Source organism: Streptomyces sp. NPDC085946 (assembly GCF_044540485.1).
Classification (GTDB): Bacteria; Actinomycetota; Actinomycetes; order Streptomycetales; family Streptomycetaceae; genus Streptomyces.
In genome coordinates, this window is the sequence record NZ_JBITSF010000014.1 from 221,482 (window position 1) to 239,505 (window position 18,024).

The following is an 18,024-nucleotide window of genomic DNA, read 5'->3' on the forward strand; positions in this document are numbered from 1 at the left end:
CGTCCCGCCACGACCGCAAGGAACCCCGATGCACGAGACAAGCGCCTCCGAGGGAGGCAGGCAGACACCGCTCACCCGGGCCCTGGACACCATCCGCTCCCTGCGGCAGCAGCTCGGCGAGCAGCAGGGCAACCAGCCCGTCGCGATCATCGGCGCGGGGCTGAGGCTGCCGGGCGGCATCGACACGCTCGACGCGTACTGGAGCGCCCTCGCCGAAGGCCGTGACCTGGTGCGCCCCATGCCGGAGCACCGCAAGGGCCCCTTCGCCGACGCCTGGCGGGGGCTGCCCCAGCGCGGCGGCTTCCTCGACGAGGTCCTCGACTTCGACGCGGGATTCTTCGGCATCAGCCCCCGCGAGGCCCGCCACCTGGACCCGCAGCACCGGCTCCTGCTGGAGGTCGCCTGGGAGGCCCTGGAGCACGCGGCCGTCCCGGCGGGGAGGCTCGCCGAGGCCCGGGCCGGTCTCTACCTGGGCGTGATGTGGCAGGACTACCGGGAATGGTGCGAGGGGGAACCCGACGCCTACTGGGCCACCGGGAACGGGCACAACTTCGCCGCCGGCCGGGTGGCCTACGCCCTGGGCCTGACCGGTCCCACCATGACCGTCGACACGGCCTGTTCGTCCTCCCTGGTCGCCGTGCACCTGGCGGTGCAGGCGCTGCGCCGGGGCGAGTGCGAACTCGCCTTCGCCGCGGGCGCCAACCTCATCATGTCGCCGCAGACCATGCGGCTGGTGCAGGAGACCCGCTCGCTGTCGCCGGACGGCCTGTGCAAGACGTTCGACTCCCGGGCCAACGGCTTCACTCGCGGCGAGGGCGTGGGCGTGGTGCTGCTGAAGCGTCTCGACCACGCCCTGCGCGACGGGGACCGGGTGCTCGGCGTGATCCGGGGCACGTCCGTCAACCAGGACGGCCGCTCCAGCGGCTTCACCGCGCCGAACGTCCTCGCTCAGGTGTCGCTGATCGAGGCGGCCCTGGCGGACGCCGGGCTGGAGCCCGCGGCCGTCGGCTACGCGGAGACCCACGGCACCGGCACCCCCCTGGGGGATCCGATCGAGATGGACGCGCTGGCCACCGCCCTGGGCCGGCGCAACGGCGGCGCGCCGCTGCCGGTCGGCGCGGTGAAGACCAACTTCGGACACCTCGAGGGCACCGCCGGAGTGGCCGGGCTGATCAAGGCGATGCTGTGCGTCTCGCGCCGCCAGGTGCCCCCCGTCGTCCACTTCCGCCACCTCAACCCGCGGATCGACCTGTCCGGCACCGGGATGACGGTGCCCGACACGCTGGGGGAGTGGTCCCCGCTGTCCGGTGACTGCGCCTCGGTCAGTTCGTTCGGGATGAGCGGCACCAACGCGCACGCGATCGTCGGACCGCTGTCGGCCGACGAGGCGCCGGCCCGCCCCGCCGACGGGGCCGCGCCCGTCGCGGTCACCGGCTTCGCCGTCTCCGCGAAGACCGAGGAGGCGCTGCGGGCGCGCGCCGCCCAGTACGCCGGCGCGCTGGACGCCCTCCCCGCCGCCGACTACCCGGCCTTCGCGCACACCGCGACCGCCGGACGCACGCCCATGGACGTGCGCGCGACCATCACGGCGGCCGACCCCCGCTCCGCCGCCGAGGCCCTGCGGGCGCTCGCCGAGGGACGCCCGGTGCCGGAGGTGGCGGTCACCGGGACCCAGGACGGTGCGCGGGACGTTCCCGGGACCGGTGCCGACCTGCCCCGCGGGATCGTCGACCTGCCCCCCTACCCGTGGCAGCGCAGCCGGTTCGCACCGCGGACGCGGGCGGTCCCCCCGGATGCCGCCGCCACCGCCGGCCGGGAGGACACGGCTCCGGCCGCCTCCGGTGTGCCGCTCGTGCACGAGGTGGCGTGGCGGCCCCAGACCCCCTCGGCCCCCTCGGCCGCGGGCTCCGTCGTCCTCGCCGGCGACGACGAGGACCTCCTTGTCGCGCTGGCCGGCCGGGCCGCCGCACGGGGCCTGACAGGCACCGTGCTCGCACCGTCCGCCGCGGACCTGCCCGACGGCTGGCGGTACGCACGGCTCCCCGCGGACGCCGCCGCGTGGGCCGCCGGCCAGGACGCGGCCCCCGGGGCCGGCAGCCCCCTCGTCCTGGCCCTGCGCGCCACCCCGCTCCCCGGGAGCGACGGCGCTCCGGACACGGCGAGCGACGCCGCGGAGCCGGGAGCCGCTCTGTGCGCGGCGGTGACGGCCGCGGTCGCCGCGTCCGCCCGCGGAGGCGGCCCCCGGGTGTTCGCCCTGACCCGGGCCGTGTGCCGGACCAGGCCGCAGGACACCACGGTGGCGACCGACCACGGCCTCCTGCACGGCCTGGGGCCCGTCCTCGGCCTCGAACTCGGAGCCGGCTGGGGCGGTGTCGTCGACCTGCCCGCCGACCCGGACGACGCGGATCTCGACGCCCTGCTGTCCTTCGTCACGCGGGAGAGCGACGGCGCCGCCCGCGGGGAGGCGGCCGAGGACCGGGCCGCCGTCCGCGACGGCGCGGTCCTGACGGCCCGCCTCGTCGAGACCGCCGCGACCACCGAACCGCTGCGGGTGGTCCCCGAGGCCACCTACGTCGTCACCGGCGGTCTCGGCGGCGTCGGCCGCGAGCTGACCTCCGAGCTGGTCGCCCGCGGTGCCCGGCACCTCCTGCTCATCGGCCGGCGGACGCGGGAGGACCTGGCCCCCGAGGCACGGGAGCTGCTCGACGACCTCGGCGCCGCGGGCGTCGAGGCGGTCTACCGGCCGGGCGGGTGCGACACCCCGGAGGCCGTGGCCGCTGCCTGCTCCGCTTTGGAGGGCATGCCGCCCGTGCGGGGCGTGCTGCACGCGGCGGGCACGCTGGAGCGCGTACCGGCCGAGGAGACCGGCGTCCCGCAGTTCGCCGCCGCCCTGCGCGGCAAGTTCGCGGGGGCCTGGCTGCTGCACCGTGCCTCGCTCGACTGGCCGCTGGACTTCTTCGCCACGATCTCCTCGGTCTCGGCCGTGTGGGGCACCGACCGGTGCGCCGGCTACGCCGCGGCCAACGGCGGCCTCGACGCCCTCGTGGCACACCGCGCGGGCCGGGGCCTGCCCGCGGTCAGCATCGCGTACGGGCCCTGGGACCTGGGCGAGTCGGGCATGGCCGACTCCGCCAGCCGCGGCACCTTCGCCCGGCTGGGCGTGGGCGCCCTCGACGCGGCCGTCGGCCGTGCCGCGCTCGCCGCGTCCCCCGCCGTCTCCGGACACGTCGTCGTCTGCCCGTTGGACACGCCCCGGTTCCGCTCGGTCATGTCCCGCTTCCGGGCCCGCGGCCTGTTCTCCGCGGACCTGCCGGACCCGGCGCGGGAAGAGGCCGCGGCGGCCGACCGCGAACCGTCGGTCGTGGCCGGCCTGGCGGCGGTGCCCGAGCGCGGCCGGCCGGCCGCGGCCCGCGCCCACGTGGCCCGGATCGTCGCCGCCCAGCTCGGCTTCGAGTCCGCGGGGGCCGTCAAGGACGACACCGGCTTCTTCGACCTGGGCCTGGACTCGATCATGGCCGTGGACCTGGTCGGACGCCTGGGCCAGGCCTTCGAGGTCGCCCTGCGCGCGGCCGACGTGTTCGACCACCCCACGGTCACCCGGATGGCGGAGTACCTGCTCACCGGCGCTCCCGCCGCGGCCCCGGCGCCCGCCCCCACCACGGTCCCGGCGCCCGCCCCCGCGCCGGAAACGGCCCCGCCCGTGCACGGGCGGCGGCCGGCCCCCGCCGCCACGCCGTACGACACCCCCGGCGAGCCCTCGAGCACCGCACACGAGCCGATCGCCATCATCGGCATGGCGGGCCGGTTCCCGCAGGCCGACTCCGTCGAGGACCTGTGGACCCTGCTCCGTGAGGGCCGCGACGCGGTGGGCCCCGTCCCCGAGGGCCGGTACGACACCGCCGCCTTCCACGGCGACGACGCCCCCGAGCCCGGCCGGATCACCACCGACCAGGGCGGCTTCCTCACGGACATCGCGCGGTTCGACGCCGCCTTCTTCGGCATCCCCGGCCGCGAGGCGGAGAACCTCGACCCGCAGCAACGGCTGCTCCTGGAGTCCGCCTGGCACGCCCTGGAGGACGCCGGCACCGACCCGCACACGCTGCGCGGCACCCGCACCGGCGTCTTCGTCGGCGTCAGTTACGCCGACTACGCCCGGGTGCTCGCCGCAACCGGTGCCGAGCACCTCGACGCCTACTACAGCACCGGCACCTCGCTCAACGCCGCCGCAGGCCGCCTGGCGTACACCCTCGGGCTGAACGGCCCCGCGATGGCCGTGGACACCGCCTGCTCGTCCTCCCTCGTCGCCCTGCACCTCGCGGTGCGATCGCTGCGCGGCGGCGAGTCGGACGCGGTGCTGGCCGGCGGGGTCAACGTCATCCTCGACCCGATGGCCTCCGTCTCCGCCAGCCGCGCGCACATGCTGTCGCCCGACGGACGCTGCCGGACGTTCTCGGCCGACGCCAACGGCTTCGTGCGCGCCGAGGGCTGCGGAGTGCTCGTCCTCAAGCGGCTCACCGACGCCCGGCGCGACGGCGACCGCGTGCTCGCCGTGATCCGCGGCACCGCCGTCAACCAGGACGGTGCCTCCTCCGGGCTCACCGCCCCCAGCGGCACGGCCCAGCAGGCCCTGCTCGCCGACGCCCTCGCCGACGCCCGCGTCACCGGCTCCCAGGTCTCCTACCTGGAAGCGCACGGGACCGGGACCGCCCTGGGCGACCCCATCGAACTGGGCGCGGCCTGGCGGGTCCTGGGGCCGGACCGCAAGCCCGGCGAGCCGCTCCACATCGGCTCCGTCAAGAGCAACATCGGTCACTGCGAGTCGGCCGCCGGGATGGCGGCCGTCTTCAAGACCGTGCTCGCCTTGAGACACGATCTCATCCCGGCCAACCTCCACTTCGCGGCACCCAATCCGCACGTGGACTGGGCGGAGATGAACGTCCGGGTGGTGGACACCCCCACCCCCTGGCGTTCCGGCGCGGCCCCGCGCGTGGCCGGCGTCTCCGGTTTCGGACTCACCGGGACCAACGCGCACGTGGTGCTCGCCGACGCACCGGCCGGGTCCTCCGCCGCCACGAACGGCGCCCCGGCCGGCAGTCCGCACCTCATCCCCCTGTCCGCGCCCGACGCGGCGGGCCTGGAGCGGCTCTCCGCGGCCTGGCGCGAGCGGCTGACCGCCGCCGGCGACGAGGAACTGGCGGGCCTGGCCGCCACCGCGTCCGCGGGCCGCGCCCACTTCCCGTACCGCCGCGCCCTGCTGGGCGACACCCGGGACAGACTCCTCGCCCAGCTCGCGGACCCGCTCCCGGATCGCCGGACCACCGGCCGCCCGCGCATCGCCTTCCTGTTCTCCGGACAGGGCAGTCAGCGCTTCGGCATGGGCCGCGAACTGTACGAGACCGAGACGGTCTTCCGGGAGGTCTTCGACCGCTGCGACCGCGAACTCGCCCCCGTCCTGGGCGGTTCCCTCGTGGAACTCGTCCTCTACGGCGACGATCCGCGGGCCGTGAACGAGACCCGGGTGACGCAGCCGGCCCTGTTCGCCCTGGAGAGCGCGCTGGCCGCCCTGTGGGAATCCTGGGGCGTCACCCCGGACGTGGTGATGGGCCACAGCGTCGGCGAGGTCGCCGCCGCGGTCCACGCCGGGGTGACGGACCTGTCGTCCGGGCTGCGGCTGATCGCCCGGCGGGCCGAGCTGATGCAGGGCACCCGGCGCGGCGCCATGCTGTCCGTCCGCGCCTCCGAGGAGCAGGTGCTCGCCCTGCTGGCGGACATCCCCCTCGACATCGCGGCCGTCAACGCCCCGGACGCCACCGTGGTGGCCGGCGCCCCGGAGGAGATCGAGCGGTTCGCCGCCCGGCTCACCGAGCACGGGGTGCGCGGCGTCCGGCTCACCGTCTCGCACGCCTTCCACTCCCGGCTGCTGGACCCGGTCCTGCCGGGCCTGCGCGAGACCGCCGCCGCGCTGGACCTCACCGACCCGCGCACCCCGCTGATCTCCAACCTCACCGGCACGCCCGCCGAGCCCGGCACCATCGACGCGGAGTACTGGGTGCGGCACGCCCGCAACCCCGTCCGCTTCCACGACGGTGCGCGGCGGCTCGCCGAGCAGAAGGTGGACGTCTGCCTGGAGATCGGTCCGGACGCCACCCTGGTGAACCTGGTGCGCGCGGTGGACCCGGCCCCGGCGGGCACCCTGCTGCCCTCGCTGCGGCGCGGGACCGGGGACCGGGCCGCCATGGCCGCCGCCGCCAAGGAGCTGTACGAACTCGGTCAGGACGTCGACTGGGCGGCCGTGCAGGCGCCGCGCCGCATCCCGCGCGCGGCGGCCCCGCTCTACCCGTTCGCCGCGACCTCCTACTGGCGGGGCGCCGGCCAGGACGGCACCCCGGCCGCTCCGTCCGCCGCACCGGACCGGCGGCCCGTGCCCGGAGCCGTTCCGGCCGGTCCGCCGTGGGGCACCGAACTGCGCTCACCGGCGATCCAGGGGCGGGTGTTCGTCACCGAACGCAGCACCGTGTACCCGCCGCACCTCGACGACCACCGGCTGTTCGGCACCGTCCAGGTGGCCGGGGCGTCCCAGACCGCCACGGTGCTGTCCGCGCTGGGCCGCGACGGAGACCGGGTGGTCCTGGAGGACCTGCACTTCCCGCGCGCGCTGGTGCTGCACGACGGCGAACGCTACGAGCTGCAGATCATCGAGCGCGAGGACGAGCGGGGTTCCCGCACGGTCAGCGTGCAGAGCCTCCTCGACCCCGAACGCGACCTCTGGCAGGAGCACCTGACGGCACGCCGGCTCTCCGCCGACCCGGCCGGGCACAGGACCGCGCCCGACCCACGGGAGTTCATCGCGCACGCCGACCGCCACCTCGGCGGCGAGGCCTTCTACGGCCATCTGCGCGGCATCGGCTACCTGCTCGGCCCGTCCTTCAGCTGGGTCGGGGACGCCTGGATCAGGGGTAACGAGGCCCTGATCCGGTTCGACTGGCCGGAGAAGATGAACGAGCCCGCCGAGGACTACCAGATCCACCCGGGCCTGCTCGACTCCTGCCTGCAGAGTTCCGTCTGCTTCGCCATCCGCGAGGACGACGCGGAGCCGCTGGACCAGGAGGAGGCCCTGGTCATCCCGTTCGCCGCGGCCCGTGTGTCGTTCCCCGGCCGGCCCGCCCCGGGCAGGCCCCTGTGGGGGCACGTCCGGGCCGACCTGCGGGAGACGGCCCACGACCGGTTCCACCGGGTGGAGACCGCCGACCTGCACCTGTTCGACGAGGGCGGCGCCACCGTGCTCGCCATGGACGGCTTCCGGTTCCGCACGGCCTCCCGCTCCGTCCTCCAGTCCTCGCTGCGCCAGGGCACCCGCCACACCTGGGACCTCGCCTGGACCGAGGTGCCCGCCCCGGCCGGTACCGACGAGCCCGTCACCCGGGCGCGGACGGTGGCCGTCGTCGGCGCCGGCACCCCGGCCGGACGGCTCCTCGTCCGGGCGGCCGAGGAAGGAGGCCACCACGCCTTCGCGGTCGACGCGGACACGCCGCTCACGCAGTCCCCGGACCTGATCGTCGACGCCCGCTTCCTCACCGCCGGCGCGCCGGCCGACGCGGGAGCCGCGACCGAGGCCGTCCTCGACCTCGCCGCCGTCCTGCGGTCCGTCCCCCAGGACGTGCCGTACGCCGTCCCGGTCACCGGCGGCACCGCGCACGCCCCCCTGCGCGAGACGCTGTGGGGCCTGCTGGCCGGCGTCGAGGCCGAGGAGAGCGAACGCCGGCTGCTGCGGGTGACCCTCACGGACGGCTGGGACGCCCCCGGCCTGCTGCGCGCCCTCGACCGGGTCCTGGACGACGGCCCCGTCGAGACCCGGCTGGAGATCGGCCCCGGCCGGACCCGCGCCGGCCGGCTCGTCCCCGCGACCGCCCCGGCGGGCACCGCGGCGGACGGTCTCACCGGCACCGCTCTCATCACCGGCGGACTCGGCGGGCTCGGCCTGAGCACCGCGGCGGTCCTCGCCCGCAACGGCTGCGCCGGCATCACCCTGATGGCCCGTTCGGAACCGGACGCGGAGGCCCGCCGCCTCATCGACCGGATCACCGCCACCGGCACACCGGTCCACGTGGTGCGCGGCGACGTCACCGACCCCGCCGACTGCGCCCGCGCCGTCGCGCTGGCCGGGGCGGACCGTCCGCTGCGCCTGGTCCTGCACCTCGCCGGGGCCACCGACGACCGGGCCTTCGGCCGCGTCGACCGCGGCGCCGCCGATCGCGTCTTCGCCGCCAAGGCGCACGGCGCGGACGTCCTCGCCGAGGCCCTGCGCGGCCACGATCTCGACGCGTTCGTCCTGTTCTCGTCGGCCTCCAGCGTGCTCGGCTCGGCGGGACAGACCGCCTACGCCGCCGCCAACGGCTACCTGACCGGCCTCGCCGAGACGCTGCGTGCCGAAGGCGTGCCCGCCACCAGCATCGCCTGGGGGCCCTGGGTGCCCGGCGGCAAGGGCGGGATGGCGGCCTCGGAGACCGTGCGCCGGGCCACCGCCCGACTGGGCATCGGCACCTTCACCGACGAGACGGCCGAGGCGCTGCTGCTGGCCGCACTCACCGCCCGCCAGGCTCGGGTCATCGCCGTTGACCTCGCACCCGACCGGTTCGCCGAGGCGCTCGGCGGCCATCCGCGCGCCCGGCTGCTGGACGTCCCCGCAGGCGGCGACGCCCACCGGGTCCGCCGGACGGCCGCGGACCGGGCCGGCCGGCCGCGCGGCTGGTTCGGCGCGCGCCTCGACGGGCTGGACCCGCGCGAACGCGACGCGGCGCTGCGGGACTTCGTCCGCGAGGCCGCCGGGGAGACCCTCGGGCAGCCCGCGGCCCTCGACGAGGAGACCACCTTCGGCGACATGGGCCTGGACTCGATCATGGTGATCGATCTGCGGACCCGGCTCTCCCACGCCCTCGGTGTCGACCTCCTGGCGACCGTGGCCCTCGACCACCCCACGGTCCCGCGCATCACGGACCACGTCCTCGGCCTGCTCCACCCCGGATCCGCCCGGCCCGCCGCCCCCGGCCGGCCGGACCGCCAGGAGGCACCGGACCACGCGGGAGCCCCGGAGCCCGCCGGTCCCCCCGACCCCGCCGGCCTCCCGGACCTCGCGGAACTGTCCTTCGAGGAACTCGTCCGGGCCGTCCGCAGCGACGTGTCCCAGAAAGGAGACAGGCAGGCATGAGTGAGGCCATGGACACCGAAGCCGTCCGCGCCCTGATGGAGGACCAGCTCCGGCTCTCCCGCCGGCTGCGGGCCCGGATCAACGAGCTGGAGGACGAACGCCACGCGCCCGTCGCCGTCGTCGGCATGGGACTGAGGCTGCCGCCGGCCATCGACACGCCCGAGGCGTACTGGGAGTTCCTGTGCGGCACCGACTCGGCGCTGTCCGGGATCCCCGCCGACCGGCCCGGCCTGCGCGCGGTGTACGACCCGTCCGTCGGGCGGCCCGGCCGCTCGTACGTCGACCGGGCCGGGTTCCTCGACACCATCGCCGACTTCGACGCCGACTTCTTCGGGGTCTCCCGGCGTGAGGCCCGCCTGCTCGACCCCCAGCAGCGGATGCTCCTGGAGACCAGCTGGGAGGCGCTGGAGCGGGCCGGGATCGCGGTCCGCCGCTCCGACCGGCTCGACGTCGGGATCTACCTCGGCATGATGACCTCCGAGTACAGCGAGCGGAACGAGGACCGCTCGGACATGTCCCGGATCGACCCGTACTACATCACGGGCGGCGGCCTCAGCTTCGGCGCCGGACGCGTCAGCCACCTGCTGGGCTTCTCCGGTCCGGTCCTGGGCGTGGAGACGGCCTGCTCCTCCTCCATGACCACCCTGCACCTGGCGGTGCGGGGGCTGCGCAACCGCGAGTGCCGCTACGCGCTGGCCGCCGGCGCCAACCTGCTGCTCTCCGCGAGCCTGATGGTCTCGCTGTGCCAGACCAGGGCGCTGGCGCCGGACGGCCGCTCCAAGTCCTTCCTCGCCACCGCCGACGGCTACGGGCGCGGTGAGGGGGTCGGGGTCGTCGCCCTGATGCGCCTCGACGACGCTGAGCGCGAGGGCCGGCCGGTCCTCGCCGTCATCCGGGGCACGGCCGTCAATCACGACGGTGCCGCGTCCGGGCTGACGGCCCCCAACGGGCCGGCCCAGCAGGAGGTGATCCGGGCGGCGCTGGCCGACGCCCGGATCGATCCGGCCGACGTCGGCTTCGTCGAGGCCCACGGCACCGGCACCGTGCTGGGCGACCCGATAGAGATCGGCGCCCTGGACGGCGTGCTCGGGGAGGCGGTCCGCCACCGGGGCACCCCGCTGAACATCGGCAGCGTCAAGTCCCGGCTCGGCCACCTCGAAGGCGCCTCCGGCATCGCCTCCGTGATGAAGACCGTGCTGATGCTCCAGCACGGAGTGATCCCGGCCGCCGCGCACCCGGACGACGGCGAACTGAACCCGCACATCCCGTGGGAGCGGCTCGGCTTCACCGTGCCCCGGCGGAACTCGCCGTGGCCCGCCGGGCTGTCCCGCAGGGTCGTGGGCATCAACTCCTTCGGCATGAGCGGTACCAACGTCCACGCCGTCCTGGAGGCGCACCGGTCGCCTGCCGCGCCTGCCCCCGCCCCGCCCGGCCCGGAACTGCTGACCCTGAGCGCGAAGGACCACGAAGGGCTCGACCGGCTCGCCGACCGGGTGGGCTCCCTGCTGCGCCGGGCCGAGGACACGCGGCTGGCCGACCTGTGCCACACGCTGCGCGCCGGACGCGCCCCCTTCGCCCACCGGCTGGCGCTGGTCGGTGCCACCCCGCGCGACCTCGCCGAGGCGCTCGCGGACTGGCGCGCCCAGGGCGTGGTGACGGTCGCCGCGCAGGAGCCCCCGCGCCGGATCACCCTCCACACCGACGGGCCGGCCGGGCAGCTCGAGGCCGTGGTCGCCGCCCTCGCCGAAGCCCACCCCGGCCTGGGGGACGCGAGCTCCGGCGCCGTGGCCGAGGACCCCGGGGCCCGGCTCCGGGACATGCTGGCCCGGCTCGGCGTCCACGCCATACCGGCCGAGGGGACCGGGCGGGCCGCCCCCGGCGCGGAGGACCGCGTCGCCCTCTCGTGGGAGGCGCACGGCCGGCGGACCACCCTGCCGCTGGCCGGAGCCGACCTCGAGGACGCCCCCGGTCTGCTGCGGGCGGCGCTCGCCGAGCTGTTCACCGCGGGAGCCGACCTCCGCCTGGCGGCGCTGTCGGCTCCCGGCGCCCGCTTCGTGGCGGACCTGCCCACCTATCCCTTCCGCCGCAGGACGTACTGGATCGACGAGCCGGCGGCCGGCCCCGCGCCCGGGCCCGGGCCCGGCGCCGAGGCCGGAGTCGCCCTTCCGGAGTCGCTGGAACCCGAGGCACTGACCCGCTACCTCCTGGACCTGCTGCAAGAGGTCCTGCAGGCGGAGGTTCTCGACCCCGAGCTGACCTTCCTCGACGTGGGCGGCGACTCCTTCATCTCCACCCTCTTCATCACCCGGGTCGAGGAGCGCTTCGAGGTCGGCATGACCGCCGACGAGCTGTCCCTCTCCATGCCCCTGCGCGACCTGCTGGGCAAGCTCGCCGAAAGCATCGCCGCGACCGCGGCGGCCGGCCGGGGGGTGGGCGCGTGAGCGTCAGCACCGGCACCGACGCCTTCGTCCGGCCCCGGACCGTCGCCGCGCCCGCCGTCCGTCTGGTGGTCGTCCCGCACGCGGGCGGCTCGGGCAGCGTCTACCACCCCATGACCCGGGTCCTGCCGCCCGCCTGGGACCTGCTGCTCCTGGACCTGCCGGGCCGCGGCAGGCGGCACACGGAGCAGCCCGTCACCGACATGAAGGAGCTGGTCGCCCGGGTCACCGAGGACGTGCTCGCCGTCTCCGACGGGACGCCCCTGGCCCTGTTCGGGCACAGCCTCGGCGCGGTCGTCGCCTCCGAGACCGCTCGGTCCCTGCAGGACCGCGGAACCGCCCCGCTGTGGCTGGGGGTCTCCGGTCGGCAGGCACCGGGCATCCAGCCCGCGATCCGCCTCCTCGACCCCAGCCTGTCCGACGTGGAGTTCGTCCGGCGGCTCACCCGGCTCGGCGGCATGCCGGACCGGCTCGACGAACTCCCCGAGTTCAAGGACCGGTTCCTCAGGGTGATCCGGTCCGACCTGCGGGCCCTGGACTCCTACCGGCCCGACCCCGGGCGGCGGCCCCTGTCGAGCGCGCTGACGGTGTTCGCCTCGACGGACGACGCGCTGGCCCCCGCGCCGGGCGCGGCGGCCTGGGCCCCCGAGACCGAGGGCGTCTTCCGGCGCCGGCTCTTCCCGGGAGGCCACTTCCACTTCCTCGGCGACGCCTTCCCGGCGTTCACCGAGGCCCTGGTGACCGAGATCCGGGAGGCACTCGGCACTCTGTCGTCCTCGGCGGCCGCGGCCGACCCGGAAGGAGCGTCCTGATGCACGGTCACCCCGCCGACTTCCGCACCCTGATGGCCGGTTTCCCCACCGGCGTGACCATCGTGACCACCACGGGTCCCGATGGACCGCCGCGCGGCATGACCCTCACCTCGCTGTGCAGCGTGTCACTGGAACCCCCCGTGCTGCTGGTGTGCATGCGCCGCGGCAGCCCGACCCTGGACGCCGTCCAGGACGGCCGGCGGTTCGCGGTCAACCTGCTGCACCGCCGAGCGCGGGCCACCGCCGAACTCTTCGCCTCCGGGGCACCGGACCGCTTCGACCGGGTGCCCTGGCGCGCCGGCGACGACGCGGCCGGCCCTCACCTGGTGGACGCCGCCCACACGATCGCCGACTGCACGGTCACCAACGACCAGATCGTCGGCGACCACGTCGTGATCATGGGCCAGGTCACCCGCGTCACCCGCATGGCGGACGAGCAGCACCCCTTGCTGTACGGGCTGCGGCGCTTCGCCACCTGGCCCGACACCGAGGACCACCTGTCCTACGACTTCATCTCCTGAGACGGCGAGGACCAGTGAACACGCACCAGCGGAAGCGGCGGGACCCCACCCTCCCGCCCGGGGACGGGCCGCCACCGGCCGCCCTCACCCTCGACCAGGTCTTCGCGCACACCGCCCACCGGCATCCGAACCGGGTCGCGGTCCAGGACGGCTGGCACCGGCTCACCTACGCCCAGGCCGAACGCCAAGCCGTCCGGCTGGCCTCGGCCCTGGTCCTCGGCGGAGTCCAGCTCGGGGACCCGCTGGTCGTCCGCTGCGAGAACCACCGCCAGGCGCTCGTCGCCCAACTCGCCGTGCTCAAGGCCGGGGGAGTGTGCGTCCCCGCCCTCGACGGGCCCGGCGGCACGGCGGCCGCCGCGCGCGCCGCCGGGGCGCGCGCCGTCCTGTGCAGCCGCTCCACCTACGACCGTGCCGTCCGCGGCGCCCCGTCGCTGGCCCTGGACGACCCGGCGACCTGGCGGAAGATCGCCTCGGTCCCCGTGGAGAAGGCCCTGCCCCGCTCCTCGGCGGAAGGCGGCGCCCATCTGCTGCTCGGCCACCGCGGCACGGACCGGTTGATCGATCACCGCTCCTGGCTGCGCTCCGCGGCCGATCGCAGCCGCCGGGCCGGGGTTCCGGGCGGCACCGTGGCCATCGACCAGGAACCGGTGTCACCCGCCGCCCTGGCGGCCATGTGGTGGGCGTACAGCTGCGGCGCGATGCTGCACACCGCGCCGTGGAACCCGGATCCCGGGTGGCCGCTCGTGGGGGCGCGGGACAGCGTCACGGTGCTCACCCCGGAGGAGTACGCCCGCCACCTCGACTCCGGCCCGCCCCCCGGGCGGCGGACCGCCGGGGCCGCGGAGGGCCCGGGCACCGTGGTGCTCATCGGCGGTCCCTGCACGCGTGAGCTGGTCTCCCGCCACTTCGCGGCCCGGCCCGGCACCCGGCTGTGGTCCGAGTTCGCCCCGACCGACGGCGCGGTGCCGTGGACCGCGCAGGAACTGTTCGCCCGGGACGGCGGACGGCCCCACGAACCCGGCGCGGGCAGTCCGGTGCCGCCCGTCCGGCTGCGCGTCGCCGGAGCCGGCGGCGAGAGCCTGCCGCGGGGAGCGGTCGGCGCCATCGTCGCGATCGGCCCGCCCTGGTGGCCCGAGGACGTGCAGTCATCGGGCTGGCGGGGCTGCTGGACACCGGACCACACCCTCGACCTCACCGGCCCCGCGGCACGGGGACCCGGCCGCGAGAACCGGCCGACGGTCCCGACGGGCCGTCCCGAGACGGAAGTGACATGACCTTGCCCCTGAGCCACCGCTCGCGCACGGCGACGGCGCCCGGCTTCACGGACGCCCTGAACACCTTCATGACCCGCCCGGAGGAACCGGAGGCACTGCAACTGCTGACGCCGGAGGGCGCCTTGGTGGCGCCCCCGGAGGAGACCCCCGGATACGACCCGGAACTGCTGCGCACCCTCTACCGGGACATGGTGATCTCCCGCGGCTTCGACACCGAGGCCACCGCCCTGCAACGGCAGGGCGAGCTGGGCCTGTGGCCGCCGCTGGCGGGCCAGGAGGCGGCCCAGGTCGGCTCGGCCCGCGCACTGCGCCCCGACGACTACGTGTTCCCGAGCTACCGCGAGCACGGCGTCGCCTGGTGCAGGGGCGTCGACCCGGTCGACGTGGTCAGGCTGTACCGGGGGGTCACCAACGGCGGATGGGACCCGCGCGAATCCAACTTCCACCTGTACACCCTGGTCGTCGGCGCGCACACCCTGCACGCCACCGGGTACGCCATGAGCCTGGCCAAGAAGGGCGCGGACGCCGTGGCCGTGGCCTACTTCGGGGACGGTGCCAGCAGCGAGGGCGACGTCGCGGAGGCGTTCACCTTCGCCGCCGTCCACGACGCGCCGGTGCTGTTCTTCTGCCAGAACAACCAGTGGGCCATCTCCGAGCCCGTCACCCGGCAGCTGCGCGGCCCGCTCTATCGCAGGGCCCACGGCTACGGATTCCCCGGCGTGCGGGTGGACGGCAACGACGTCCTCGCGGTGCACGCCGTGACGCGGTTCGCGCTGGACCACATCCGCAACGGCAACGGCCCCTTCCTCGTGGAGGCGTTCACCTACCGCATGGGCGCGCACACCACCTCGGACGACCCGACCCGGTACCGCGCCCAGACGGAACTGGAGTACTGGCGGGCGAGGGATCCCATCGCCCGGCTGCGCGTCCACCTGACCGAAGCCGGGCACGCGGCGCCGGAGTTCTTCGAGGAGGTCGAGGAGCAGACCCGGGAACTCGCCCACCGGGTCCGTCGCGAGGTGCGCACCATGCCCGACCCGCAACGGCCGGCCGTCTTCGACCACGTGTACGCCGAAGGGCACGCGGTCGTGGACGAGGAACGGCGCCAGTTCGAGGAGTACCACCGGTCCTTCGCCGACCCGGAGAGTGGATGATCATGACCGCGGACACGATGACACTGGCCAAGGCGCTCAACCGGTCGTTGCGCAAAGCCCTGGAGGACGATCCCGGCGTCCTGGTGATGGGAGAGGACGTCGGCAGGCTCGGGGGCGTGTTCCGGGTGACCGACGGCCTGCAGAAGGACTTCGGCGAGGACCGTGTGATGGACTCGCCGCTCGCCGAGTCGGGCATCCTCGGAACGGCCATCGGACTGGCGCTCGGCGGCTACCGGCCCGTGGTCGAGATCCAGTTCGACGGTTTCGTCTTTCCCGCCTACGACCAGATCGTCACCCAGCTGGCCAAGCTCCACGCCCGCTCGCACGGCACGATCAGGATGCCCGTGGTGGTCCGGATCCCCTACGGCGGCGGCATCGGGGCCGTGGAACACCACAGCGAGTCCCCGGAGGCCGTCTTCGCCCATGTGGCGGGGCTGAAGGTCGTCTCCCCCTCGACCCCCTCGGACGCCTACTGGATGCTCCAGCAGGCCATCCGCAGCGACGACCCGGTGATCTTCTTCGAGCCCAAGCGCCGCTACTGGGACACCGGCGAGGTGGACGCGGCCGCCACTCCCGCGCCCCTGCACCGGGCACGGGTGGCGCGCCCCGGCACCGACCTGACCCTCGTGGCCTACGGCCCCATGGTGCGGCTGTGTCTGGAGGCCGCCGAAGCGGCGGCCGAGGAGGGCCGCTCACTGGAGGTCGTCGACCTGCGGTCGGTGTCCCCCGTCGACTTCGACACCGTGCAGGACTCCGTGTCGAAGACGCACCGCCTGGTCGTCGTGCACGAGGCGCCCGTCTTCTTCGGGGCCGGCGCGGAGATCGCCGCCCGGATCACCACCCGGTGCTTCTACGAGCTAGAGGCCCCGGTCCTGAGGGTCGGGGGACACCACGCCCCCTACCCGGCGGCGCGGCTCGAGGAGCACTACCTGCCCGACCTCGACCGCGTGCTCGCCGCCGTCGACCACTCGCTGGCGTACTGAAGGACCACCCATGACTGACACTGCCGGCCGGCTGCTCGAGTTCCGGATGCCCGATGTGGGTGAAGGACTCACCGAGGCGGAGGTCCTGACCTGGTACGTGCGGCCCGGCGACACCGTCGTCGACGGGCAGGTCGTGTGCGAGATAGAGACGGCCAAAGCCGTGGTGGAACTGCCGATCCCGTTCGACGGGGTGGTGCGGGAGCTGCGGTGCGCGGAGGGCGAGACGGTGCCCGTCGGCGCGGTCGTCATCACCGTCGCCGCGGCCCGGACGCCGGAACCGCCACCCGCGCCGCCGGCCCGGCAACCGGTGCTCGTCGGCTACGGGGTCGCCTCCGGGACCGCCGGGCGCCGGCGCCGCACAGCGGGCGCGCCGGCCCCCCGTCCCACCGGCACCGGCACCGGCACCGGCCCCGTCCTGGCCAAGCCGCCGGTCCGCAAGCTCGCCAAGGACCTCGGTGTCGACCTCGCCCGTGTCCTGCCCTCGGGCCCGGACGGCGTCATCGTGCGGGCGGACGTGCACGCGGCCGCGAACGCGGCGCACACCGTGACCGCGCCGGTCTCCGCCCCGGCCCCGGAGACCGCCCCGGCCTCCGCCCCGCCGGCGCCGGCCCCCGCCCCGGGGAGCGGGCCGAGGGAGACGAGGGTGCCGGTGCGCGGAGTGCGCCGGGCCACCGCCGCCGCCGTGACCGCCTCCGCGTTCAGCGCCCCGCACGTGACCGAGTTCGTCACCGTCGACGTGACCCGGACCATGAAGCTGGTGCGCGAACTCAGAAGGGAACCACGGTTCGCGGACCGCAGGGTCGGCCCGCTGCTCCTGGTGGCCAGGGCCCTCCTCGTCGCCATCGAACGCAACCCGGAGATCAACGCCTCCTGGGACGACCGGACCCAGGAGATCGTCCGCAAGAACTACGTCGACCTGGGCATCGCCGCGGCCACCCCCCGCGGGCTGATCGTCCCCGCCGTCAAGGACGCGCACACGCTGTCACTGGCCGAACTCGCGGGCGCGCTGGACGATCTGGTCGACGCGGCCAGGGCCGGACGGACCGCCCCCACCGCGCTGAGCGGCGGCACCGTCACCATCACCAACATCGGTGTCTTCGGGGTGGACAGCGGCACACCGATCCTCAACCCGGGGGAGGCGGCCATCCTGGCCGTCGGCGCGATCACGTCCCGCCCCTGGGTGCACAAGGGCAAGGTGGTGCCCCGCCAGGTCGTCACCCTGTCGCTGTCCTTCGACCACCGGCTGGTCGACGGAGAACTGGGCTCCAAGGTGCTCGCGGACGTCGCCGCGGTGCTGGAGCGCCCCAACCGCCTGATCGCCTGGAGCTGACCGTCCTCCAGTCGGCGTCCAGAGATTGCGCAGACCGCTCTCGCAGACTGTGCAGCACCCCCGTGACAGGGTCGGCCGCCAGCCATCCCCCGCCTGGTGGCCGACCCGCCTTTCCACGTGTCCTTCAGTCCTGTCAGTATCCGAACATGTGAGGAGCACCGCAGTGTCGGCCCATGACTCGGTGAAGGCGGTGAAACCCGTCGACCGCGTGGTCATCAGGTTCGCGGGTGACTCGGGTGACGGGATGCAGCTCACCGGGGATCGTTTCACCGCGGAGACCGCGTCGTTCGGCAACGACCTGTCGACG

General features: G+C 75.3%; 8 protein-coding genes. All 8 read left to right on the forward strand.

Annotated features, from left to right (window positions below; translation table 11 throughout):
• The first annotated feature begins 28 nt into the window (after positions 1-28).
• Genes ACIF8T_RS26375 through ACIF8T_RS26410 form a run of 8 tightly spaced genes read left to right on the forward strand, consistent with a single transcriptional unit; the run spans position 29 to position 17,717 of the window.
• Positions 29-9,205 (forward strand): SDR family NAD(P)-dependent oxidoreductase, encoded by a 9,177-nt coding sequence (locus ACIF8T_RS26375; RefSeq protein WP_400038571.1) that lies wholly within the window; start codon positions 29-31, stop codon positions 9,203-9,205.
• Entirely contained in the window at positions 9,202-11,646 is a 2,445-nt protein-coding gene (locus ACIF8T_RS26380) for a beta-ketoacyl synthase N-terminal-like domain-containing protein (RefSeq protein WP_400038572.1), read from the forward strand. Before ACIF8T_RS26375 ends, ACIF8T_RS26380 begins: the two co-directional genes overlap by 4 nt.
• Positions 11,643-12,455, forward strand: coding sequence for a thioesterase II family protein (locus tag ACIF8T_RS26385; RefSeq protein ID WP_400038573.1), 813 nt, complete (start codon positions 11,643-11,645; stop codon positions 12,453-12,455). The genes ACIF8T_RS26380 and ACIF8T_RS26385 overlap by 4 nt, the downstream gene beginning before the upstream one ends.
• Entirely contained in the window at positions 12,455-12,976 is a 522-nt protein-coding gene (locus tag ACIF8T_RS26390; protein ID WP_400038574.1) for a flavin reductase family protein, read from the forward strand. The genes ACIF8T_RS26385 and ACIF8T_RS26390 overlap by 1 nt, the downstream gene beginning before the upstream one ends.
• Before the next feature lie 14 nt (positions 12,977-12,990).
• Positions 12,991-14,250 carry an AMP-binding protein gene (locus tag ACIF8T_RS26395; protein WP_400038575.1) on the forward strand — a complete coding sequence of 420 codons (1,260 nt, stop codon included), beginning with the start codon at positions 12,991-12,993 and terminating at the stop codon, positions 14,248-14,250.
• Positions 14,247-15,404, forward strand: coding sequence for a pyruvate dehydrogenase (acetyl-transferring) E1 component subunit alpha (pdhA, locus tag ACIF8T_RS26400; RefSeq protein ID WP_400038576.1), 1,158 nt, complete (start codon positions 14,247-14,249; stop codon positions 15,402-15,404). Before ACIF8T_RS26395 ends, pdhA begins: the two co-directional genes overlap by 4 nt.
• Before the next feature lie 2 nt (positions 15,405-15,406).
• Positions 15,407-16,387 carry an alpha-ketoacid dehydrogenase subunit beta gene (locus ACIF8T_RS26405; protein ID WP_400038585.1) on the forward strand — a complete coding sequence of 327 codons (981 nt, stop codon included), beginning with the start codon at positions 15,407-15,409 and terminating at the stop codon, positions 16,385-16,387.
• Between the two features lie 10 nt (positions 16,388-16,397).
• The gene (locus ACIF8T_RS26410; protein ID WP_400038577.1) at positions 16,398-17,717 is read left to right on the forward strand and encodes a dihydrolipoamide acetyltransferase family protein; all 1,320 of its coding nucleotides are present in this window, start codon (positions 16,398-16,400) and stop codon (positions 17,715-17,717) included.
• The last annotated feature ends 307 nt before the right edge of the window (positions 17,718-18,024 follow it).